Annotated in this window: 15 protein-coding genes and 1 pseudogene; 8 read left to right on the forward strand and 8 right to left on the reverse strand. The window is 41.5% G+C overall.

Annotated elements, in window-relative coordinates:
• Window positions 1–163: 163 nt before the first annotated feature.
• From avs4 to OCU28_RS03565, 6 genes are all read left to right on the forward strand, one after another.
• The gene (gene avs4, locus OCU28_RS03540; RefSeq protein ID WP_261816969.1) at window positions 164–4876 is read left to right on the forward strand and encodes an AVAST type 4 anti-phage nuclease Avs4; all 4713 of its coding nucleotides are present in this window, start codon (window positions 164–166) and stop codon (window positions 4874–4876) included.
• Window positions 4877–5058: 182 nt separating this feature from the next.
• Window positions 5059–5358 carry an IS66 family insertion sequence element accessory protein TnpA gene (tnpA, locus tag OCU28_RS03545; protein ID WP_261816970.1) on the forward strand — a complete coding sequence of 100 codons (300 nt, stop codon included), beginning with the start codon at window positions 5059–5061 and terminating at the stop codon, window positions 5356–5358.
• Window positions 5355–5699: an IS66 family insertion sequence element accessory protein TnpB gene (tnpB, locus tag OCU28_RS03550; protein ID WP_261816971.1), complete on the forward strand. Its 345-nt coding sequence runs from the start codon at window positions 5355–5357 to the stop codon at window positions 5697–5699. The genes tnpA and tnpB overlap by 4 nt, the downstream gene beginning before the upstream one ends.
• Window positions 5700–5786: 87 nt before the next feature.
• Complete coding sequence (gene tnpC, locus OCU28_RS03555) at window positions 5787–7316, forward strand: IS66 family transposase (RefSeq protein WP_261817421.1); 1530 nt, start codon at window positions 5787–5789, stop codon at window positions 7314–7316.
• 271 nt (window positions 7317–7587) lie between these two features.
• Window positions 7588–9066: a transcriptional regulator gene (locus OCU28_RS03560; protein WP_261816972.1), complete on the forward strand. Its 1479-nt coding sequence runs from the start codon at window positions 7588–7590 to the stop codon at window positions 9064–9066.
• A gap of 413 nt (window positions 9067–9479) precedes the next feature.
• Entirely contained in the window at window positions 9480–11543 is a 2064-nt protein-coding gene (locus OCU28_RS03565) for a prolyl oligopeptidase family serine peptidase (protein ID WP_261816973.1), read from the forward strand.
• Window positions 11544–11932: 389 nt separating this feature from the next.
• On the opposite strand, the pseudogene OCU28_RS03570 reads toward OCU28_RS03565, so the two are convergent.
• The 7 genes and pseudogenes from OCU28_RS03570 to OCU28_RS03600 all read right to left on the reverse strand — a co-directional run.
• Window positions 11933–12133, reverse strand: a pseudogene (locus OCU28_RS03570) (DeoR family transcriptional regulator); the annotation flags it as partial.
• 9 nt (window positions 12134–12142) lie between these two features.
• A complete protein-coding gene (gene ugpC / locus OCU28_RS03575; protein ID WP_261817422.1) occupies window positions 12143–13243 on the reverse strand; it encodes a sn-glycerol-3-phosphate ABC transporter ATP-binding protein UgpC in 1101 nt (366 codons plus the stop codon).
• Between the two features lie 61 nt (window positions 13244–13304).
• Window positions 13305–14147: a sn-glycerol-3-phosphate ABC transporter permease UgpE gene (gene ugpE / locus OCU28_RS03580; RefSeq protein ID WP_261816974.1), complete on the reverse strand. Its 843-nt coding sequence runs from the start codon at window positions 14145–14147 to the stop codon at window positions 13305–13307.
• 14 nt (window positions 14148–14161) lie between these two features.
• Entirely contained in the window at window positions 14162–15043 is an 882-nt protein-coding gene (locus OCU28_RS03585) for an ABC transporter permease subunit (protein ID WP_261816975.1), read from the reverse strand.
• A 72-nt stretch (window positions 15044–15115) separates the two neighbouring features.
• Window positions 15116–16408 (reverse strand): extracellular solute-binding protein, encoded by a 1293-nt coding sequence (locus tag OCU28_RS03590; RefSeq protein ID WP_261816976.1) that lies wholly within the window; start codon window positions 16406–16408, stop codon window positions 15116–15118.
• Between the two features lie 417 nt (window positions 16409–16825).
• Window positions 16826–17764, reverse strand: coding sequence for a phage integrase SAM-like domain-containing protein (locus tag OCU28_RS03595; protein WP_261816977.1), 939 nt, complete (start codon window positions 17762–17764; stop codon window positions 16826–16828).
• Window positions 17765–18337: 573 nt separating this feature from the next.
• Window positions 18338–19693, reverse strand: coding sequence for a hypothetical protein (locus OCU28_RS03600; RefSeq protein WP_261816978.1), 1356 nt, complete (start codon window positions 19691–19693; stop codon window positions 18338–18340).
• A 1005-nt stretch (window positions 19694–20698) separates the two neighbouring features.
• Here OCU28_RS03600 and OCU28_RS03605 point away from each other — a divergent pair.
• Both OCU28_RS03605 and OCU28_RS03610 read left to right on the forward strand, forming a co-directional pair.
• Window positions 20699–21922 (forward strand): tyrosine-type recombinase/integrase, encoded by a 1224-nt coding sequence (locus OCU28_RS03605; protein WP_261816979.1) that lies wholly within the window; start codon window positions 20699–20701, stop codon window positions 21920–21922.
• A gap of 95 nt (window positions 21923–22017) precedes the next feature.
• Window positions 22018–23400: a hypothetical protein gene (locus tag OCU28_RS03610; RefSeq protein WP_261816980.1), complete on the forward strand. Its 1383-nt coding sequence runs from the start codon at window positions 22018–22020 to the stop codon at window positions 23398–23400.
• 6 nt (window positions 23401–23406) lie between these two features.
• Here OCU28_RS03610 and OCU28_RS03615 read toward each other — a convergent pair whose 3' ends face one another.
• On the reverse strand, window positions 23407–24639 hold the full coding sequence (locus tag OCU28_RS03615) for a tyrosine-type recombinase/integrase (protein ID WP_261816981.1): 1233 nt from the start codon (window positions 24637–24639) through the stop codon (window positions 23407–23409).
• Window positions 24640–24662: the final 23 nt, after the last annotated feature.

Raw genomic sequence — 24662 nt, forward strand, 5'->3', positions numbered from 1 at the left:
TTGCTAATGATTAAATATGTACTCAGTTTACTATGGTGCGTTGGGCAGATAAGGTCTGATTTTGAACCAAAGTGAGGCTTTACTGTTTTACCAAAGCCTTCAATAGTCATTGAAAATGATATCGTTCAATATCAGTTAGTACTTAAAAAGGGTTGAAGTAAAATTGATTAAGACAGATTGGGAAATATTTAAAGCAAAATTTTCAACAAATCCACAAGACGCTTTTGAATGGATGTGTTATCTCCTTTTTTGCAATGAATTCCGAGTGAAAACTGGTATTTTTCGATATAAAAACCAGTCGGCAATAGAAACCAATCCAATTTCATCAAATGGAGTCAATATTGGCTGGCAAGCTAAATTTTATGCAACTGCATTATCTAGTCACAAAAATGATATACTAGAAACAATTACAAAAGCAAAACGTGATTACCCTGATTTAAATAAAATAATTTTTTACACAAACTCAGAATGGGGTCAAAACAAAGGAAAAGAACCACAAGGAAAGATAGAAGCAGAAACAAAGGCAAAGGAAAATAACTTAGAAATTGAGTGGCGATGCTGTAGTTTTTTCGAATCGCCGTTTGTTGTCGATGATTGTAGTCGGTTCATTTCGTACTTTTTCACTCAATCTGACAATTTGTTTGGGCTTTTGGAGTCATTTGAGTCTCATACAGGTACAATTTTGGATGATATTGAAACTTCTATAGCCTTTGGCGACCAAGATGTTTCAATCGATCGCTCTAGTATTATATCTGAAATTGAAAAGTCAGACACTAACGCGTCAATTATAAGTGGTGAAGGCGGCACAGGGAAAACATCTCTCATAAAAGAACTTTATGGTAATAAGGGGGCGAATGATGCCTTTTATGTACATAAAGCGACAGAGTTTTCCGTTAGCAACTTAAATGAATTTCTATCAGGTGTTTTTTTAAAGGACTTTATTGAAGCACATGAAGGGGCTGACAATAAAACAGTTGTTATTGATTCTGCGGAACACTTAATTGCTTTAGAAAATACGGCTCCTATTAAAGAGTACCTTTCTAGCTTAATCAAAGCTAAATGGAGGGTGTGGTTCACTACGAGAAATGCCTACCTAGATGACTTGGTTTTTCAATTATATGAAATGTACAAAATTAGTTTTAAGCCGATACATTTAGAGAATCTGAACGAAGATACATTATTCGAACTTGCCAAAAAACATGATTTTGTCATCCCTGATGATAAAAAGTTCAAAGTGCTCATATTAACACCATTTTATCTCAGAGAATATTTGAGGCATTATCAGGAGAACAAAGGTGCAAGCTACTTTGAATTCAAAGAGTCTTTATGGCCAAGAGTCATTGCGAAACGATCCCCACAACGAGAGCAATTTTTTATACATCTTGCCGAAGAAAGAGCTAATTCAGGAAGATTTTTCGTCATTCCAGACTTTAGCTACTCAAATGAAGCGGTAGAAAAAGCATTAGTTTCCGATGGAATAATCAGCTATGAGCCTACTCGTGGGTATTTTATTACTCATGACATATACAAAGAATGGGCGCTTGATAAATTCGTAGAGAGCAATTTTTTAACTTCAGTAAATTCAGAAATATTTTTTGAAAAAATACAAGAGTCTTTGGCCATAAGAAGAGTTTTCAGGCGGTGGTTATCAGAGAAACTTAGCGCGTCCAATGAAGATGTTAGCCACCTTATTATGGAAACCTTGTCATCTTGCAAAATATCTAATTTGTGGAAAGATGAAGTTTTAGTCTCTATGCTTCTGTCCGATTATTCCGATTACTTTTTTAAAGTGAATAAAGATTCACTATTGGAAGACGATTTCCAACTTCTCAAGCGGTTATCCTTGCTGATAAGAATAGGATGTAAGGAGGTAGATAATAGCCTTTTTGACAAGTTTGGTGTCAGGGCGCCAGATATTTTATCAATGGAGTATGTAATTACTAAGCCGAAGGGAAACGGGTGGTATTCGCTTATCAAGTTCATCCATAATAATATAGAAAATATAGGTATTGATAATCTTAATTTTGTATTACCCGTTCTCCATGACTGGAATAGTCACAATAACTCTGGTGATGCAACAAAATGTGCTAGCCTAATTGCTCTAGCGTTTTACAAGTCGGCAATCGAAGATAGAGTTTATATTGGAGATGACAGTTTTTCCAAAAATTTGATTCTAACTATTCTTTATGGAGTCAGTGAAATAAAAAGCGAGCTTAAAGAGATTATTGATGAAGTAACTTTAAACAACTGGAAGCGACATAATAATCCATATCACTTAATGAGTGAATTCATTTTAACAAGAATGGAATGTTTTAATGTTGCTACTGAAATCCCAGAAAAAGTAATAGCTCTAGCCAAATGTTTTTGGATATATGAACCACAAAAGAATGATTGTTTTTATGGTTCAAGACTAGAGATAGAACATGAATTTGGTGTTGAGTCTAGTCACCAAGACTATTATCCTGCTAGTGCTTATCAAACACCTATATATGCCTTATTAAAGGCAGATTTAAAACTAGCACTAAATTTCATTACCGACCTAATAAATTATTCATCAAAAACATATGCTGTATCTAGCCTTGATAAAGGTCAAGTAGAGACTGCAACACTGTATCTAGATAATGGTAAAAATGTCAATTTACCTATTTCAACTCGTCTTTGGTGCATGTACCGAGGAACACAGGTAACCCCTAATCTACTTGAATCAATACTAATGTCGCTCGAACGTTTCTTTCTTGAGAGAGGAAAAAGTACTAAATCTGAAGTACTTGAATATTATCTAAATTATATCCTAGAAAGAGCTGAATCTTCTGCGCTTGTGGCTGTTGTTGCAAGCATAGTATGTGCGTTTCATGAGAAAACATTTAATGTTGCCAAAACTCTATTTAGAACGAGAGAATTTTTCTTTTATGACTCTTCTCGAATGATTCTGGATCAAACACATAAGACTCAACTTACCTCGCTGAAAAACTTTAGTATCAATCGAATGAATGAGCTTCATGAGAATGAAAGGATAAGTGCCTGTGACAAAAAACATAGGCAACATTCACTAGAAGACATAGCACTCCAATATCAATTTTTTAGAACTGAGGACGTAAGTGAAAAGGAATCAGAAAAACGACTTCAGGAAATTTGGGAAATTCTGGACTATCACTACAAGAATTTACCAGCTAAGGAACACGAAAATCATCAACATAAAACATGGCGTTTATTTTTGGCTCGCATGGACAAAAGGAAAATGGCTCCTGAAGCGAAAAAAGTAGAAAACGGTATAGCAATAGAACTCAATCCTGAAATTGCTCCAGATCTCAAAGAATATAGTGAAACGTCTCAGCGAGAAGCAAATAAGCCTTTTGCACATTTAGCTTTAAATACTTGGGCCGATAGCAGGCTCTACGATAGAGATAGTTACAATAAGTATGAGTCTTATGAAAATGAGCCATTGACTGCTTTGGGTGAGGCAAAAGAAATATGGAATAAGCTTTCTGAGGGCTGTATGACGGAGGGATTGCTGTTCGATCGAGCCACACCATCGTATGTATGCACTGTGTTGTTGAGGGACTTCAAAGAAAAATTAGGAAAAACCGAGCTAGAATTTTGCAAGGAAGTCATATTTGAATATGCAAACATCGTTAACAATGATGATTACATACATCAGATTGGTGACGGCCTTGTTCCTGCTTTATTTGTTCTTCCAAGGTTAATAAAAGATTTTCCAGATGAAAGATTTACTATCAAGCTTATCTTAATTAGAGCTTTAATGAGACATGACTCGATATCGATGATGGGAATGGATAGGATAAATTCAGTAGCTATTCAAGCTGTGCAGCACTTATGGAACGACGACCCTGAGTTCATGAAGTCTTTGTACATTGGGTATTTGGTAGTTGCTCAAAAATATAGAGTTGTTCAGGATCGTTTAAGGCAAGAGGCGTATGAACAGAAAAAATATGATATTGATAAAAATGACTTTGAACAGGAGTTGTTTAAAGAACTAGAGAGTGTAATAAAGAGTATCGAAGATGAAACCATCAAGGAATCCGCAATCGACAATATTGAAAGCGTAGATAGCGACATATTGATAACTGCTTTTCAGCTTTTGCCATTAGGTAATGTACTTAAAGAACCTTTGCCCTTTGTCGAGGAAATTATTAGGGTAATTTCACAACAATTACTCTCACGTGATAGAGAAGACCGTCTTGATTATGCATTTAGACATGAGTTTTTGAAACACTATGCTCGTTTTGTCCTTCATCTAGATAATGACAAAAAAGATAGATACCTGAAATATTTTACGGATAATTTCACCTTGAGCGAAGGTACGGCAGATTTATTAAATGAATTTGTTAGCGCTGAAGACTCGCTGAATATGCCAGACTCATTTTGGTATGTATGGAACCGATTTAAAAGCTACATCGTTGATTCACTTAGTAGTCAAGGTTGGCGGCATGATAAAGAGCGCACAATCGAATCCTTTCTATTTGCAAGAACCCCTTGGAAGGACGATGCACTGGCTTGGCATACCTTTTCGGCTGAGAATAAAGTATTTTTTTATGACCTGAGCGGTAAAATAGGTGGAGAACCTTCTTTCATCTATAGTATCAGCAAGCTACTTTGTAGCATTGGAAGTGAATTTATAGATGATGGTATTTACTGGATCTGTAATGCAATAAAAACCTTTGACATCGACTTGTCGCAAGACAAATCAGGAAATACACTATTTTACTTGGAAAGATATATGAGAAGATATCTATTCAAAAATCATGATAGAGTGAGACAAACACCTAAGTTAAAGGTACAGGTATTGGTTGTGTTGGATTTCCTAGTCGAGCAATACTCCATTACAGGTTACCTCCTTAGAGAGGACATAGCCTAGCTAATAACCATTGTAGCCGAGGTATGAATTCTGGTGGACTAAACTAAGTTCACCAGAAGACTGTAGCCAAGGTTACTGTGCCGTATAACAAATGCTTAGTGTTTCAACGTAAGCGCGCAATTAACCCCACATTCTAATATCAGCAAGCCTTTGTCATAGTTTCCCAAACAAATGGAGGAACTATGACTCAATCAGAAAAGCACCAACATTGGACGGCCATCATCTCCAAGCAGCAAGAAGGTGGACTTTCTATTCCAGACTTTTGTAAAAAGCACGATATTAATTACGCCACTTTTCACTATTGGCTAAAAAAGCTCAAGAACACTGACAATGAACAGGTTGCGCACCAAATGGTCATTAATAGCCAACCGTCTTTTTGTGGCGAAATGGTCGTTGTACATTTGCCTAATGGCGTGCGCGCCGAGCTGCCGACATCACTTTCATTTTCTCAAATTCAAACTTGGCTGAAGGCGCTGCAATGATCCCAAGTGGCGCGGTTTATCTCGTCTCGGGGGTTACCGATATGAGAAAGTCGATTGACGGCCTCTCTCTCATTGTCGCTGATGTGCTAGAAATGGATCCATTGAGCAGTGCGTGGTTCATCTTTTGTAATCGTGGCCGAGATAAAATCAAAATTCTCTTTTGGGACACTAACGGCTTTTGGCTCTACTATCGCCGACTCGAAAAAGGCCGCTTTAAGTGGCCAAAGCCTACAGCCGCGGGCCATATCCACATATCTACTCAACAGCTTAACTGGCTATTATCTGGGTTGAATCTTGAAAACCCAAAGGCTCATCAGCCCCTTTATGGCCGAGAAGTGTGAGCGATGATACTGATCACCTCATTGGACTTGAGCGATCCTTTTTCACTGTCAAACTAAGGGGAAATGACAGATGACGAGCCCCAAAAAATGACCGAACTTCCTGATGATGTAGAACAACTCAAAGCGATGCTACTCAAGCTTCAGGAAGAGAACTATGAACTGAAAAAAACAGTTGATACCCAATCAGAAGAAGTGGTTGAGTTAGAGAATAAAATGCGGCTGCTTCTTGAGGAACTTAACTTAAGTAAGTCCAAGCGCTTCTCCGCTAAAAGTGAAAAAGCCCCGAAAGGGACGTTTAACGAAGCTGAGCAGCAAAATGCCTTACCTAAAGCCAGTCCAAAGCATCACAAGAAAGGCCGAAAACCATTACCAGTAGAGCTTGATCGTGAAGTTCATCAGCACACACTCAATGCCCCTTACTGTGAATGCTGCAATGAACCGCTACATCCATGCGGTACTGAAGTCTCGGAAGAGCTAAAAATCATCCCTCAGAAGGTCAGCGTCGTGCGGCATGAGCGCACGAAATACGCCTGCCGTCAGTGTGAAAAGACACAAACCAGCAGCAAAATCGTCACCGCCCCTCGACCTGCCAACATGATCCCGAAAAGCATCGGCAGCCCTGAAGCATTCGCTGCGGTAGTTACGGCCAAATATGTTGACGCCTTGCCGCTTTATCGCCAGGTTGAAATCTTAAAGCGCTCAGATATCGAGTTAAGCCGAGGCACGCTTGCAAACTGGTGTGTTCAACTGGGCAGTAAAGTGACCGTTATCGTTGAAGCAATGAAAGCTCATTTACTGAATGAAAAACTCATCTGCGCGGATGAAACGACCGTTCAAGTGTTGCGAGAGCAAGAGCGCTCAGCACAAAGCAAATCTTATATGTGGGTTTATCGTAGCGGTGAGTTCGCCAAACAACCTGTGGTCATTTACGACTATCAACCAAGTCGTGCAGGGCAATGTGTTAAAGACTTCCTTGGTGGCTACTCGGGTTACCTACTCACCGATGGTTATCAAGCTTATAACGGCCTCGATAATGTTAGCCAAGCGGGGTGCTTAGCACACGTAAGACGCAAATTTACCGATGCACAAAAAGCGCAACCGAAGAAGAAATCGGGCCGTATAGAGAAAGCCATCAGCTTTATCGCAAAGCTTTATGGTATTGAACAGGAAGCTAAAGGCTTGAGCACTGTCGAGCGGCAACATCTACGACAACGAAAATCGAAACCCATCTTAGGCACGTTCCATAAGTGGTTGCTGGAAAGCCAAGGAAAAGTACTGCCGAAAAGTCAAATCGGCCTCGCCATAAATTATACGATTAACCAATGGCCGAAGTTGCTCACTTATCTAGAAGATGGTGACATAAGCATTGATAACAATGTGACAGAGCGAGATATCCGTCCGTTTACAACGGGTCGAAAAAATTGGATGTTCTCAACATCAGTTGAAGGTGCGACTGCGAGCGCTAACTTGTATAGCTTGGTGATGACTTGTCGTGCAAATAACATCAATCCATATTACTACTTCGTGCACTTATTCAAAGTGCTGCCGATGCGATCGCCACAAGATGATCTGACCGATCTTATGCCGTGGGCGCTGGAAATCGATGAGGCTGAATAAGGCCTTACTGCTTAATTGCGCGCTTACGTTTCAACAGACTTTTTCTAATCTGACAGAAACGGAATAGAGCTATGTGTCTAAATAATATCTGTCCATCAATGTGCCAGTTTGCTCTTGGCTGAGAAGACTTGCCCCAAAGTTTGCCGAACGGGCATGTTTAACAATTATTAGCCTAGTCTTTGACTTAATTTACCTAATAAACCTATTATAAATCAGACGTCTAAAAAGACAGTATGTATTCAGAGTTTTGTTTATATAGCAGGGTGTTAAAGTGAATCAAAGAATAGAGAACGATACTTTTTCTGGAGGTGAAACGATTCACCTAAATGCCACAGTCGGTCACAATGGTAGCTTCGCCCCTGAAGGAGAAGCCCGATCAAATACTGATTACGCACTTGGGTTTTCAAGTGCCGCACTGGAACTAATTAGATCCGCGAAAGAATCCTCTGAGTTAAGAACTCACCTTGATTATTTGGTATATCCTATTTGTTTCAACATGAGGCATGCCGTTGAACTAAGGCTAAAAAAGTGGTGGAAAGATTTAAGTATTTTAGCGACCCAAAGGGACGTAAAACTTAAGCAGTATAGGGATGCAAAAGTAGCAAAAGATCGCTCTTTAAAGGGGACACTTATGCCCTTTCCTACAATAGATGAAGCCTCCACTCATAACCTATCTAAATTATGGAGTCTGATTAGTGAATATGCTCCTATAATCGATTCACGCTTCAACAAGCTTGTCCCCCTTCTTGACCCTTACATTAAAGATATTGCAGATATCGACCCTACAGGCCAGACATTTAGATATCCTGCCAGCAACGATAGTCAGGTTCACTTATCTGAAACACCACTTATAAACATCGGAATACTTGAACTCAGGTTTACAATGTTATTCAAGATGTTTGATTTTCAAGATGTTATTACTAATGAGATGAAATATGAATACAGTTGGGTTACCACACCAAATCAACTTTCATTTTATGACCTACAGTCAATTTCTTTGAACCTGGCTAAATATGAAACTAAAGAGGGAGAACCCATAGCGAAGCAAGCCAAACAACTTGTCAGAAATGAATTTAAATTATCTAGTGGTCTATATAGCAGAACAATTTCTGCAATCGAACGTAATCATTATTTGAACCACAGCCTGAAAATTATTAACAAACCAAAGCACCTCAATTTAGAAGCTATCGGAACAATATTCGATGTGTATTTTGATTATAAGTCAGTGGAAGAGTATCGGTCAGTGTACGAACGCACGGAGACTAAAATCCGAATATATAATCCCGATTTTGATAAAATGACGCAGGAGTTATTAAAGAAAAGTGAGTTAAGAGAAAAGTTACTTTCAAGTTTAACGAGAGAGCAAATTGCTGAGGTTACGGCTCTACTTCAGTGTTACTCAGAATTAAAGTATATGGAAATTTATGATCGGGTTGTAGAGGAACATATAGTTGATGTTAATCGGATGAGTGAAACAGAGCTTAAAGGCTACTTATCTGAAAACTTCTTTGGTTCAATGATGCTGGAAAAACTTTCATTAATGCTTCTACAACAAAACTGTATAAACGTAGTGCAGCCGCCAATTGATAAGTATGGACTGGACACCATCAGTTGGTACAAAAACTTTAAAGAACGAGCATTTAATAGGTGCTACGATGGTTTTTTTTATTTTGAACACACAATTGAACAATACCAAGCTGAGGTGGTTAATGTACTGTCTCGAGTTGAAGCAGAAAGGTTGAGCATGTAAGTAAGGGGGTCTCTTGAGGAAGTGTTATCCGTACAAAAACTAATCCTTGTTGCTCTAATTTACAAAAGTCGGTGACACACTTTTGTCCAAAAGCGTGTTAACTAATCTATGGGTGTCCTGTATTTGCGCATGCTGAATCTAATTGAAATCCTTTCAACCAAGTATTTGAATAATATCGTCGAACAAAGCCACCTTAGGGTGAAAGGGAAAATGGACAGCTCGATAATTCTGAAGGCTTATCTTCTTGGAAGCAATTTTATGCACTAGCAGCCTAATTGTATCTGAAAACCAGTGCACTTGTAATTCATCATAATTTTGCGACACAATCAATTTGTGCGATGATACCTGCTCACAATTGGCTTCAAGCCGAAGCCAATTGTGAGCAGATGCAAAATTTAAGCAAGGAGTAGAAAGTGCATAAATACCCAGAAACAAAACAATCGGATGTTGTAGATACCTACTTTTCAACGAAAGTGTCCGATCCGTATCGCTGGTTGGAAGACGATCGCAGCGAAGAAACCGCGGACTGGGTAACTCGCCAGAACGACGTAACCTTTGCACATCTCAATCAAATAGCTTTTCGTGATGCTATTCGAAAGAAACTCGAAACCGCCAATAATTTCGAAAAAGTCTCCCTGCCTTTTAAGCATGGCGATTACACGTATTTCTACAAAAATGATGGTATTCAGAACCAAGCGGTTCTTTATCGTCAGAAAGAAAACGACCAAAAAGAACTAGGCGAAGCGCAAATTTTCCTTGACCCGAATACGTTCAGCGAAGAAGGCACGACCTCGCTAGACAGTGTGTCTTTCTCTAAATCAGATACGGTTATTGCTTATTCTGTATCGGAAGGAGGCAGCGACTGGCGCACCATCTATGTGATTGATGCTGAAACCGGTGAAGAGCTTGAATCCCCAATTCAAAACGCCAAATTTACCGGGATTTCATGGTTTGGCGACGAAGGCTTCTATTATGCCAGTTACGACAAGCCTGAAGGCAGCGAGCTATCGGCTCGTACCGAACAACACAAGTTGTACTTCCACCGATTGAACACACCGCAAAGCGAAGATGTGTTGGTGTTTGGTGGTTCAGATTCAGAAAAATACCGATATGTATCGGGTTATACAACGGAAGATAATGCTTTCCTTGTCGTATCTGGTGCTCAGTCTACATCGGGTAACGCTCTTTATGTGCGTGATTTACGCCAACAAGACGCGCCGTTAACGCTTGTGACGGATAAAAGCCAAGCCGACAGCTACGTTGTTGAGCATAGCGACGGTGATTTGCTGATTTACACCAACTTAGATGCGCCATTAGGTCGTGTAGTAAAAGTGAATGCACAGCAGCCGTCGGATGATAATTGGGTCGATCTGATTTCAGAGCAGGAACAGCAGTTAAACATTGAAACAGGCGCAGGCTATTTGTTTGCCTCTTACCTAGTGGATGTGAACACCAAAGTGGTTCAGTACCGCTATAACGGTGAAAAAGTGCGTGATATCGAGCTTCCGGGGTTAGGTTGTGTATCTGGTTTTGGCGGGCGTTTCGGTTCAAAAGAACTTTATTACAGCTTCACAAACCGTATTGTGGCGTCTTCAGGGTATCGTTTCGACCCAGAGACGGGTGTAACTGAATTGCATCACCAATCTCAATGTCAGATCAACAGCGATCTATTGGAATCTAAGCAGGTCTTTTATACTTCTAAAGATGGCACGCGCGTTCCTGTAACGATCTGCTACCGTAAGGGCTTGGAGCTGAATGGAAATAACCCAACTATGCTGTATGGCTACGGTGGTTTTAACGTTAGCCTAGAACCAAGATTCAGCCCACTTGTTGCTACGTGGATTGAAATGGGGGGTGTTTATGCTGTTGCGAACCTACGTGGTGGTGGTGAATACGGTAAAACGTGGCACATTGCCGGAACCAAACTGCAAAAGCAAAATGTGTTCGATGACTTTATTTCAGCGGCAGAGTTTCTGATTGATGAAGGGTACACGTCACCAGAAAAGCTTGCGATTCATGGTGGCTCAAACGGTGGATTGTTGGTTGGCGCGTGCATGACACAACGCCCAGAGCTGTTTAAAGTGGCGATCCCTGCGGTTGGCGTATTGGATATGTTGCGTTACCACACTTTTACCTCTGGTGAAGGTTGGGCATACGATTACGGCACATCTGAACAAAATGAAGAAATGTTCAGCTACTTAAAACAATACTCTCCTGTTCACAATGTAACTGAAGGGACACACTACCCAGCAACACTAGTGACTACCGCAGACCATGATGACCGTGTTGTACCAGCACACTCCTTTAAGTTTATTGCCGAGCTTCAAGCAAAGCATGACGGCGAGACCCCTGTGCTAATTCGAGTGGATACCAATGCAGGTCATGGTGCTGGCATGCCTATGAGTAAGGTGCTGGATTTGTATGCTGATATGTATGCGTTTAGTTTCCATCATATGGCATTTGAGCCGAATATCTAACCATCCCGTTACTGTCTTAAGTTTGAACTCTAAAGCCTCCTAGTGAGGCTTTTGTCATATTGGAGACGGCGTGTAACACGCTCACTATTTTGCGACTTTGTTTTTAGACTGAATTTAATGAAATACTGAAATACTGGACACCCATATCTTAAGTAACACAAATAGGGTCTTGTATTTTGCTCCCATTAACTGTGCACAATTCAATACCTGACCTTAATATTATCCTTTGGTTTCTATTGATATGGCTAAAAACAGTAGTAAAAAACGTACTAACAAAGTTATGGGTGTCCAATACTTCTTCATTGAGTCACATTTATGTGGCGAGAAGATTTTAAGTCGGCCTGCATTTCGGCGACGACGAAATTTATGTCGCACAAAAACGTACATGCCGAAATGTGGTTGTTCTCAGTGGGCAGACGCACACCACCATGTACTTGGTGAACAAGTCGTTTGTCACTCAGGTAGTTCATATCCTAGTGAATGGTTTGTACCGAAACATCAAAACGCTCAGAGAGTAGGGTGCTAGATAGCACCCCATGGGTTTCACCTAAAAAAGACAAGATCGTTTTCTGGCTAGCGGATAAGGGCACAACAATTCCTTATGATGCGATAGCTTGGTCAAGAACTTGCGTGGCCCCTTGCTGGGCATTGATACGTTTACCTTGCGCATCAAATAGATGAAGCTGATCGGCGTTGACGTAAAACGGTGTGGTTCGAGAGGTATTTATCTCAAGCTCTGGGGTTACAGCAATAAACTGCTCGCCAAAAACGTGACCATGTACCAACTGGTTAGGCCCTAGTGGTTCTATCACACCGATATCCATGTTTAGTATAAGTTGCGCCTCTGATTCTTGCTCTAGTTGGGCATTCTCGGGGCGGATACCTACGGTGATGTTTTGAGCGCAGATATGCGCATAGTCGCTAAGATACACCGACAACCCTCCAAGGGTTAGAGTGCCGCGATCTAGGGTCGCCGGGATGAAGTTCATCGCCGGGCTGCCGATAAAGCTGGCCACAAATCGACTTTCTGGCTGGTGGTAGACCTCAGACGGAGTGCCGATTTGTTCAATTTTACCACCATTGAGTACGACGATTCGGTCAGCCAAGGTCATGGCTTCAACCTGATCGTGAGTGACGTACACACTGGTTACACCAAGCTCGCGCTGAAGCTTTTTGATCTCAAGGCGCATATGGGCGCGTAGCGCTGCATCAAGGTTTGATAGAGGCTCATCGAATAGGAACAACTGAGGAGAGCGAACAATAGCGCGGCCCATCGCCACACGTTGGCGCTGACCACCAGAGAGCTTGGCTGGCTTACGTTCAAGATATTCATCAATCTTCAACGTCTTAGAAACCTCTTCAATCTTACTCTTGATGGTCTCTTTATCTACGCCACGGTTTTTTAGGCCATAGGCAAGGTTATCGTATACCGTCATATGAGGGTAGAGGGCGTAATTTTGAAAGACCATAGCGATATCACGTAGCGCTGGCTTTTCGGTATCTACGCGGCGGCCGCCTAGGTGGATCTCGCCACTGTTGATGCTTTCTAACCCAGCGATAGAGCGGAGGATGGACGATTTCCCACATCCTGATGGCCCAACCAATACCAAAAACTCACCTTTATGGATATTGAGGTCGACCCCTTTGACTGCTTGGTGGCCATTTTCATAGGTTTTGACAAGTTTGTTTAGTGTCAGCATGTTTGGCTCCATGGCTTGATTATGTAGATTCATTACGTTTGATGATTGATTTTTAGATTGTTTATTTTTCACTTTCTACCAGTCCTTTCACAAACCAACGTTGGAAGATGATCACCACCAAGATAGGTGGCAGCATAGCTAGAATTACCATGGCAAAGGCGTAGTCGTAGCGTGGCAGGCTCGCCTCGCTGATGTTGTTAAGGATCTGCTTGATGCCCATCACTATGGTGTTGTAGCTCTCATCTGTGGTCATCATGATTGGCCATAGATACTGGTTCCAACCATCGACAAACATGATGATAAAGATCGCAGCCATCATGGTTTTTGATAGAGGCAGGACGATATCCACCAAGAAACGAATGGGTCCTGCGTTATCAAGTTGTGCCGCTTCCATCAGTTCATCTGGGATGGTCTTAAAGAACTGGCGGAAGAAAAAGGTCGCAGTGGCGGACGCTATCAAAGGGAAGACGAGTCCCGAATAGCTGTTGAGCATGCCCATTTTTGCTACGATCTCGTAGGAAGGGATGATCCGAACCTCAAGGGGAAGCAACAAAGTGACGAAGATGAGCCAAAACCACGCCGTCGCATATGGAAGGCGAAAGTAGACCAAGGCATACGCTGCCACTATGGCGATCAAGATTTTACCAATCGCGAACCCAAGCCCCATGATGAGTGAGTTGGTGACCATGCGCTGCGCCGTAGCCGCATCTGAAAACCCAAGGCTGGTGTTCCATGCTTCTTGATAGATACCGACGAGATTGTCACCCAGTGTAAGCTGCAGGCCTTCCGCCATAATAGTATTAGGATGATGGGTCGAGCTTGCAAAGATCAGCCAGATTGGCGCAAGCATGAATAACGCACCCAAGATGAGGATGATGTGATCAGTAATTTTGTTCGTTTTCATTGAGATAACCAGAATTAGTAGTGGACGCGCTTTTCAATAAAGCGGAACTGAAGATAGGTCAGCGTCAATACCAGCAGCAGTAAAACAACAGACTGCGCTGAGCTGCCACCAAGGTCGGCACCCACAAAACCATCGCGATATACCTTGTAGACCAGTGAGGTGGTATTGCCGCCTGGGCCACCAGCGGTCATGGTGTCGATGACGCCAAAGGTATCGAAGAAGGCATAGGTCAGGTTGATGACCAGCAAAAAGAATCCGGTTGGGGCAAGCAGTGGAAAGGTGATGGTCCAAAAGCGCTTACGGTCAGAGACACAATCGAGCATCGCGGCCTCTCGCACAGCGTACGAGATAGACTGCAACCCAGCGAGGAAGTAGATAAAATTGACCGAAACCTGCTTCCAGACAGAGACCAATATCAAGGCAAAGGTTGCATCAAACGGGTCGGTCTGCAGGCTAAACTTCCAACCAATCTTAGCGAATAGCTCGGTGAGGGTGCCAAAGTGTGGGTTAAATAAGAAGGCCCCCATAATACCGGCAACAGCTGGTGCAACAGCGTAAACCCAAGTGAGGGTGATCTTATAAGGCCCCTGACCGTGCAGTACGCTGTCGGCCTTTACTGCTAATAGTAGAGCGATGCTAAGAGATAAAATAGAGACTACAAAAGCGAAGATCACAGTGAATATGACCGAATCACGGTAGTCGCTCGATTCCCAAAGGATCTGGTAGTTTTCAAGCCCGACAAAGGTCGAAGACATACCCCATGGGTCTTCAAGCATAAAGGACAGATATACCGCTTGAGCGGCAGGGTAGACAAAAAAGACTGCGATGATGGCAATTTGAGGCGCTAAAAGCAGATAGGCTAGCGGGCTGTGGCTAAATTGTTGTCGACGGGTCACGAATATTTCCAAACATGAAGAGCAGAGATAAAATCACCCCCACAAAAAGTGGGGGTGTCGGTATAGAGCTGGTTACTTAACGGTGCGAGCGAAACGGTTAAGCAGGCGAGAGCTCTCTACATCAACCTTCTCTAGGCTTTGTTCAACCGTTGAGCGTCCAGCGAAGATGTTGTCAAATTCACGGTGCATCACCTCACGAATTTGAGGGTAGAAACCTAGGCGGTAACCCTTGGTCCATTCGCCATCAGGTAGGCTAAGCTGGAGAACGCCAACTTCTGCATCAGGTACTTCGTTGTAGTAGCCAGACTCCTTGGTCATGTCGTAGGCTGCGTTGGTCACTGGTACATAGCCAGTTGTTTTGTGCCAGTACATCTGGGTTTCAGGCTGTGTTAGGTAAGAGAAGAAGGCCGCAACGGCGTCATCTTGCTTCTTATCATGGCCATTCATAGCAAACAGCGCAGCGCCACCGATAAAGGTGTGGCTACCTTGCTCTGCTACTGATTCCCAGTAAGGTAGGTAAGTGGTGCCTAGGTCAAACTCTACACGGTTACGAAGACCGCCAAATGAGCCTGATGAACCCATCCACATGGCTACGTCCTGGCGCTCAAATGGGGTTTGGTTTGCATCCCAGTCGCTGCCGTAATACTTGTAGTAACCTTTATCTGACCAATCTTTAAGCTTAGAGACGTGCATTTGCATGTCTTCCGTATTAAACATGATCTTGCTTGGTAGGCCATCGTAGCCGTTCTGTTTATCAGCAAGAGGTAGGTTATGACGTGACTTAAAGTTTTCAAACATGATCCAAGGCGTTAGTGATTGAGAAAATGTCGCGTAGCCCGCTTCTTTTAGCTTAGCAGCAACAATCTCAAGCTCTTCGTACGTCTTTGGCGGTTTAGCACCAACCTTTTTAAGGATGTCTTGGTTGTAGTAAAGGACAGGCGTAGAGCTGTTGAACGGCATGCCGATCATCTTGCCTGTGTTGTCAGCGTAGAAGTTACGTACGCCAGTTAGGTAGTTGTCAGAGTTAAACGAATAGCCTGAATCAACCAAGATGTCTTGAACTGGCTTAGCAACGCCCGGCGCATTCATGATAGTCGCTGCACCTGCATCAAATACCTGAAGAATGTTTGGTGCTTCACCGGCACGGAAGGCGGCAACACCAGAAGTTAGTGTCTCTGTGTAGCTGCCTTTGTAGATAGGGGTGATTTTGTAGTCACCTTGAGAGGCATTGAAATCAGTGGCGATCTGGTTGACGGTATCACCTAGCTGACCGCTCATAGCGTGCCAAAACGTAATCTCTGTCGCTGCCATTGCGGTACTCGACATAGTCGCGGATAGCATTCCTGCTAGCATTAGCTTGTTCATGTTCCTTTCCTTTTATAACTCTCAGTGAGAGGTTTCTAATGAGGTTTCGTTTATTTCGTTGGCTGCTATCTTGAGCGAGTTTTATTGCAATTTGGTTGGCGTAAGGTGTCAAAGTAATGAAGGTTACATTTCGGTTGCATGTCACTTTTGTTGCTTGCCTAAGTATTCCTAAGCTATTGAATAAAAAACTATAGTTAGAATTAATGAATGGGTGATATTTGAGTTGGATGGGTGTTGTGATCGTGCTTGTTTGACTCAAAACAATTGTTCTATGTTTCAAAATGAGGGTTTGTTTCACTAAGGTGATAAAGCGAACGTTTATGGCAGCTTGAAGTTAACGAGTGCCGCAGTTCAGAGTTGAATTCGGGGATAATGATTCCTTTGAAAAACAATATGTCGCTTAACAAAGTGTCCAGTCTATCTGGTGCAGATCATTCTATGAATGGGGAGGGTTCTCAACGAGTGTTGGTTTTTCAGTTTCTGCGAAGTGCCTCTGTCGGTGATAGCGAGCGTGAATAAACCTGAATCGGACTTAATGTCTGTGACCATGAGTTGGCATGCTTCTGACGGCCTCAAGCCCATATAAATCAGCAGTAAGGTAGACCATCTAAGTGAGGGAGTCGCTTTTCTAAATTCATGACTAGAAAGTAAATTGTGTATCTGCTTTTTGGACCATTTCTCACGCTGCTCTGAAGCGAATTTTTCAGAGCGAAATGCCATGGTTAGACCATCAAAGGGATTGCGAGGTATAAGCTCTTTCTGGGTTAGCCATTTAACGAACTGTTTGGCAGATGACCAGAAATCCTTCTTAGTCTTTGCGCTTTTATCCCAACTTTGAAGGTAGTTACCATAATCGAGCAATACCGAAGCACTTAGTTTACCTATGGGCGTTTTTTTGTTTTTTAGATAGTTGAGGAAACGCGTGGTTCTCGTGTCTAACTGGTGGACCGTGAGGTGAGTGATCTTAGACTCGCGCTTTGTTTCAATGAATTGTTTTTGCCATTGAAAACCTTGGGCATAGTCCTGTCTTAGTTTAGTGGCTGAAGAGGGCTCCGAACGCGTGGTCAAAAGTACAGAATTGATATCAATTCCAGAATCATTGAACGCGTTTCTAAGCACCCCAATCGCATGAGCAATTTCAGCTTTAGTTTCCCTCACACAATCCCTAGATATATCCACATTATCTAGGGATTTTAGGATTTGCATGATGAGGGGCTGGCTACGTCTGATCGCCACAGAACGAGACTTGGTTTTTAGACTGAATTTGAAATCAAACGGGAAGCCTTGCTGAACAAGGGCTTTGGGTGTGCAGACTCGCACGAAGTACACGCTAAAGCGGTTTTTAAATAGATACATTGACTCACCTGATTGACTCACCAGGGCCAATCTAGGTATTCAGAAATGCAAAAAGCCCTGATAAATCAGGGCTTTAAATGTGGCGGAGAGATAGGGATTTGAACCCTAGAACCTATCCAGCACAATGAGGTTAACCTACTGTTTTAAAATAACTTAACTTTCAATTCCACTCAAGCAAACTAGTCAATTTAGTTGAAAATTGACTATGACCTAATTTTTAAGAAAATGCAATTATTCATAAGTTAAGCTAACTACAAATTAGGAAAAGGTTTATACGTCTTTCTTCTGAAAATTAATAGCTATTGCGTTCGACAAGAGACTATTTTTTGAGAGTAGTTAAGTTGGATAGGGTTGCTTAACATTTTACCTGATTTAGTCAACAATGCTTTACATTATAAGTTAAGCGTGCCGTGGGAATGAATAATGTAATATCTTATTTTTTGCCAAATATGGTCACAAGTAGATACAGATTATATGAAAAGAAAAATGCCAGTATCGTAATGCTGGCATTTTTCATGATTTAACTATCAATTCTGTGCTGAGTTATAAATAAACAACACAGCTCAACTCGCCCTAGTTGTTATCTGATGAGGCTAAGTTCGACCAGTCTTGATAGATCTTTTCTGCAAAGGCTTTATCGTAGAAGTTAAGTACGAATGTTTGTGTGCTCTGATCAAAACCTATCAACATATGTTGGTTAGATAAAGATCTATACATTACCATATCATTATCTCCAACACTTTCTTCAGACAGTCGAATATGAAGAGCACCAGTATCACTGCTGATTTCATAGCCTACAGAGAACGATTCTACGCCTTCTGTTATTGTTACACTGGTTTCCTCGAACTTAAGCTCTGCGAACATTGGATCTGGGTTTACACCAGTTGAATCATCAGCAACAAAGTACAGTGTTTTACCTACCAACTCGTTCTCTGTAAATTTCCCGTTCGTAATTAAATCTTGTTGCGCATATATATTTAAGTCTTTATCTCCCGTCACTACACCTAGTGCGAGATGGTTTGAAACATAGATAAATTCATCTACTTCACCATCTTCAAATATAAGTTGAAGCCCATCAATCTCATATTTCCAAGTCTCATTGCCAGAGGTAGTAGCGCCATCTTTAAACGTAGCTAGAAATATACCCTCTTGATCGAAGTAAGATGGGTTTAAACTAGCTGAATAAATAGGAAGAGATTGGCTGTCTTTAGATATTTCTAAAAAGTCCGATAAATTAGAAACTCTAGGTAAGCTACTTGCATTTACGTTGCCGTTATAATCAATTTCAATATCTACAGTTATGGTAGAGAAATCAAAATCACTTCCATGATCTTGCTCTAATTGCTCAATTAACGACTTTGTTTCTTTCACCACCGACATTAACGTTTTGCTTGCATCCTCAACAGATTTATAATTTAGTTGAGATGCTAATGTACGAGCGTATAAGTGCACTTTAGTATCATCTGAAGCAACATAGTCTGAGGTTAATTCTTCTACTGTAACTCCAATTTCAGATGCAATATCTTCTACGCTTAAATCACTCATTTTTGCGATCGAAGTAAAAGGAGTTATTAGTTGTTCTGTATTTACTGCTATCATTGTATAACTGTGTGCACTCACCCCTAATGTATCAGAATCTGAGGATAGTCCACCTACAATGTCAGCTGTAATCAACATATCAGCGTACTCTGGAGGTAGACTAAATTGACCTTTGACATCAGTGGTTGTTGTATATGCACAAGCTTCTTCTACGGTTTCACGAGCACAAATGAACGCATTATTAATATAGCCATCAATAACGGTAAATGTAGAATTTTCGGGATTATCACCTGGGTTAGAGGTAGAGTTGGAGTTGGAGTCGGAGTCGCTATTACAACCGACGAGCACTGTACCTGCAATTGCCAGTGCTATAACGTTTTTATTATTCATTTTATATCCATTTAGTTTGTATTACCTATCCGCTCAAAAAATATAACATCGCCCGTCCATTCACTGAACCAATAGCTTACATTGGCTCGATAATTCTTACACTCTGAAACATATTAGTTATCATTTATTAATGGTAAACTTGTTGCTAAATAATCACTTAGGCGGGACAAATAACTATTTGTTGACTTGCATCTCGTTTATTTCCTCCCAAAATCAGCTGCTCCTTAGGTGTTAGTTCACTTACTGTAATATATGAATCAATTGCGAAAATATTTAGATTTAGATTTAGATAAGAAGTATACAATCAGGAATACTCTGGGTTACAAACGTCATAAAAATAGAAGTGCACTCTCAACCAAGCTTAATTATTGTTAGGGTGAGCTCGCGAGTATTTATCGTGCAAGTGTTGTTTGAATATCGAACTCTCATTGATTGCTAATTAAGCTAAGGACAAACGACACTAAAAAACAGGTTAAATTTAAACCTCTTAGATTGTTTAGTGAGCACTCATGCTCTTGCCCTGTGATTATTATGGAGTTATGGAGTTGTGACTCCGAGAGATCTGCAAAGAATGAATAAACTTAGGAACCAGATTGAAAATAACTATTATGTGCCAGCGTTGATGACGAAATTTTCAGGGCAACGATTGCCGCCCCATCACCAGAGTATTTCATGCGGGTTAAGTTTTTAAATACCAGTTGCTGTAGTGGTCAACTGAAATCGACCACAGTTTTGGATTGTTCTCAAACAATAGTTCCTACCTCGATATGTGTCCGTGACCCCCTGCCGTTAATATAAGCAAAATGGGGTATAGTCACATTTTTCATTTTAATTCTTCCTAAACGATGTAGGTAATTAGATCTCTAACTATCTGTAATGCATAAGATGGTTACTGTTTTTATATGCAAAACAGTATGTTAGTCAACAATTTTCGCCCTAGCACTCCGCATGCCCTTCAAGTACCTTACTCTCAAAGAACGCAGGAAAATCTGCTATTGAGGGAAATTGACTACTACATTTAAATATTACGCAAACCTACTTCTAGAACAGAAAAAGCACGAATTTCAAAAGTCGACATTCACTTCGTATCAATCCAAAACAAACTACTTAGTTCGGTATTTTGGGCGGAAGAAAATACGAACGATCAATCATTCGGGCGTACAAAAGCTCATTATTGAGCTTCACAACGTCTACCGTAACAAGACCATTAATGAGTTTTTCACCATCTTAAGAGCGGTGTTTAATGCAGCCGAGAAAGATGGCGTGATTGACCGCAGTCCTATGGCAAGTTTTAGTAACCTTAAAACAACAGCAGAAGAGCCCACCCCGTTTACTTTGAACGAAATCCGATTGATGAATCAATCCAGTTGTTCGTGTCCATCAGGGAAGCACCTGTTGCTGTTGGGTACGCACACAGGACTCAGGATCAGTGAGCTACTTGCATTAACGTGGGAGAGCATCGATTTAGAAAAAGGGGTTATGAAAGTCTTATTTGCTAACGTCGAGAAAGAATTAAAGATACCCAAAACACCAGGGTCAGTACGAACCATTGAACTAACAGAACCCGCTCTGACATTATTGAAAAAACAATATCGTATTACGGGATCACTTGAAACTCGTCTACTTGAAGTAACTCAGGAAGATATAAAAGTTCAAAAGAGATATCACCACCGATATGTGTTTATCAATAGCAAAAAGCGAGAGCCATTTCTGCACAGTAAGCAGTATCAAAAGTCTTTTTATAATCCATTTATAAAAGCCCTTGGGATTGCGCACAGAGGTCCGAATCAAGCAAGACATACGTTTGCAAGCCAAGCACTTACAGCGGGTATCAACAAACAGTGGATAGCGAATTGCTTAGGACATCGCAATACCGAGATGGTAGATCGCCACTATGCCCGATGGATCAAACCTGATGCACAAGATCACGGCGCTCAGTTTTCTCAGCATATGCAACAAGCTATGGAGCAACCTAAATCTGAGCGTAGCGATAATGTCATTTCGTTTAGCAAAGAGAAGAACAAGCAGATCGTGATAAGCGAAGTGAGTGTCCGCTCGCACTCTCCCAAACATAGTGTGTGTGATGGAGAGGCTTCGTTACAACACCATGGCAACCCGCTGCGTTCACATTGCACTTTTTCTGCGAAAAAGATGCAACATGAACTGCGGGCAAGAGAAGGTTCTTTTGACTTTCGGCTCGTACGTTTTGATGAGGGGCACACACTATGAAAAATGTGAGGTTGTTTCATCGACGTTTTAACTACAAGTCCACATCGGTAGATAGAAGCAAGTGCGTAAAATCACTGTGCCATTCATTGAGAATAGTGAAAGAGTCGACTAAAAAATTGGAGTGGGATAATGAACTCAGTCACTTCAATCGAGTCTGTATTAACGGTCGAATTGAGCCGTTAGACAGCATGAGTGAATTGGCCAAGGAACAGTTGTTGGAAGCCATTGCCCCTTTACCGAGGTTGAAGAACAAAACGAAAATCCAAAAAGAGCGTGTAAGTTATAAATCTAAGATAAAGCGCGCGGTGAAGACGCTTAGTGCACAAGGTCATCACGAAGCTGCTGAAGTTTTTCAACGAGTTCTGGATAATGCGCCTACTAAGACAAGTCTCCATGAGTACATTTATCTAGCTGAAAAACTGGATATGCCACGTAAGAAACAACGTATTACATTATTACGAGGGTTTGCTTCCACGCATCAGAAACTCGCAAACCAACAGCCTGAAAATAACATTTGGGTACAAGAAGGACTCCTTAAAATCCCACATCAATGGGAGGTAGGAACCGATAAGGTTTCTTTGGATAACTATATCGTTTACATACACAAATTCTTATCAGAGCATTTTCCAGATTTTAAAATCAAAGCCATTGTTGGTCACGATGACGAGCGTTTGGCTCACGAAAATACAGGGGCGCACATCCATTATTTTATGGATGGACAGAACTCTAAAACAGGAGAATTCAATCTCCACAAAATCCAAATGCAAAAGATCAATGAGTACATAAAAACCAAAAATCCAAGTGATGCACTTCCTCTAGAGAGTGGTCAAAAGCTCAATAGAAAGCACGCTCAAATATACGGTGAGTATTTCCAACTCATGCTTTATGAGCACGTCAATAAACACCTTTTACATCCAAAGGGCATTGATGCTACGTTCAGTACCGAATCAGAAAAACGCTCTGAACGTCGCAAAGAAATGGACTCGCAAGCAAAGCTGCCTAAGGCACAAAGAAAAAACAATTACCATAACCGAACCATCAAAAAGAAAAGGGAAATGGTTCGTCAATTGGAAACACAGGCTGCATATCTTGCTCATACTGTTGCAGCTGAACAAGCTAAGCATGATGCTGTTATTGCGTCCATGACCACCGCTCAGCATGAGCAGGTTTTGCTCAAACAAAATAACCAAGAGCTCAAACAGTTAAATGCAACACTCTCAGACCAATTAGCTGAGCTTAACGAGCGTATTATCGGTGTTATTACGCAAGTCGTGAAAAACATATTCTTTGTTACGGTTGCTCGAGAAAAGGGCGATAGATACGCTGAGAGAAACTTTATGGATAAAGTCGTTGAAAGCATCAGCTCCATTATGCCGATCCCTCTGCGTAAACAGATTGAATCGCTTAAAGATGACTTACTTTCTAAAACACTACCTACCCCAAATAAGCGCTCAAAAGAGCGCGATATGGAGCGTTAAGTGGCATCAGCCATAATTAATTGTCTCTATCACCTTAGCTAGAGCATCGAGGTTGTATCGCTTCCCATAGCGATTAAAGGTGACACTACTGGAAGTATGACCCACTATTTCAGCAATGTACTGCTCACCATGACCTCTTTGCTTCAGCTCATCAATAAAAGTATGTCTAAAACTATACGCTGTAGGGCGTTGTCTCGGTTTCATGCCAAGCGTAGATTGCACGCAGCTCAGTTGCTTACAATAACGTTTAGACCACTCCACACTGGCACTATTGGGTATGAAGCTAAAGAGTTGGACATAGCCTTGTTTCGCTCGCTTTAGAACATAGTCTAGGAAACCTGAACTCACCAAGTAAGAGTGAATAGGCACACTGCGTAGACTGCTTGAGTTCTTAACAAATTGCTTTTCACCCTGGTTTGTCACCTTGATAACGGATGTTTTGAGATTGATATCGACGACTCGAAGCTGGCACACCTCACTGGGTCTCATTCCAGTATGCAGTAGCAACTGAGTGATCCAGTGAAACTCTTCCCCCTTCTTACTATAAGCCTCGCTGTGCAACAATTTCTCTATACTCTCAATAGGCCACCGCATACGCTGCTCTGAGGGAGCAGGAGCAATAACCTGTGGCATTTTAATCAATTGAAAAGGGTTTGAAGTCGTGAGCTTCATAAGCGCACACCAATTGAAAAATTGGCTGACAGCAGACAGGTACTCTTTGTTAGTTTTAGTGCTACGCCCTTCTTTCAGCAATTGATCTCTATAGCGCATCCCATCAGAGCTATTAATTTTCGCAATGGGAGTGTCGGAATGAAAAGCAATGAAATGTGAAATTCGTTGTTCCAACTGTTTAACAGTAAGAGCTCGGATGCATTCACCTTGCTTTGAGGCAATGAATTGCGTTAAGCCTTGAGACAGCAGCGTATAGTGCTTTTGTTTTGGTTTATTGGTTTTGTCCGATGTTGATTCTTTGCTATCGCTTTCACCCCAATGTAAGCGACATTCGTCAATGATAGTGAGAACGGCGTCTTTAAACACGTCAAGAGAGGTCTCGGTAGTAAGGGATTGCAGGAATTGACGCAGTTTTAAGGTCAGCAGGCAGTTGCGTTCAATTGCTATTGAACGATCTTTGGTAAGCAGTGAAGATTTAACGTCAAAAGGGAATCCAAAATCACGTAGAGACTTCGGTAAGCAGATGCGGATGTAGTAAGTGCCAGAGGGGTGTTTTAAAAGATACATTGTCTAAGTCAATCCATTTTGGT

Source organism: Vibrio gallicus, assembly GCF_024346875.1.
GTDB lineage: Bacteria > Pseudomonadota > Gammaproteobacteria > Enterobacterales > Vibrionaceae > Vibrio > Vibrio gallicus.

Excerpts from the sequence above, each read along its gene's own strand:
- tnpA (WP_261816970.1), top strand. The coding sequence starts at position 5,059 with ATGACTCAATCAGAAAAGCACCAACATTGGACGGCCATCATCTCCAAG.
- tnpB (WP_261816971.1), top strand. The coding sequence starts at position 5,355 with ATGATCCCAAGTGGCGCGGTTTATCTCGTCTCGGGGGTTACCGATATG.
- tnpC (WP_261817421.1), top strand. The coding sequence starts at position 5,787 with ATGACCGAACTTCCTGATGATGTAGAACAACTCAAAGCGATGCTACTC.
- ugpC (WP_261817422.1), bottom strand. The coding sequence starts at position 13,243 with ATGCTGACACTAAACAAACTTGTCAAAACCTATGAAAATGGCCACCAA.
- ugpE (WP_261816974.1), bottom strand. The coding sequence starts at position 14,147 with ATGAAAACGAACAAAATTACTGATCACATCATCCTCATCTTGGGTGCG.
- OCU28_RS03590 (WP_261816976.1), bottom strand. The coding sequence starts at position 16,408 with ATGAACAAGCTAATGCTAGCAGGAATGCTATCCGCGACTATGTCGAGT.
- OCU28_RS03595 (WP_261816977.1), bottom strand. The coding sequence starts at position 17,764 with ATGTATCTATTTAAAAACCGCTTTAGCGTGTACTTCGTGCGAGTCTGC.
- OCU28_RS03600 (WP_261816978.1), bottom strand. The coding sequence starts at position 19,693 with ATGAATAATAAAAACGTTATAGCACTGGCAATTGCAGGTACAGTGCTC.
- OCU28_RS03615 (WP_261816981.1), bottom strand. The coding sequence starts at position 24,639 with ATGTATCTTTTAAAACACCCCTCTGGCACTTACTACATCCGCATCTGC.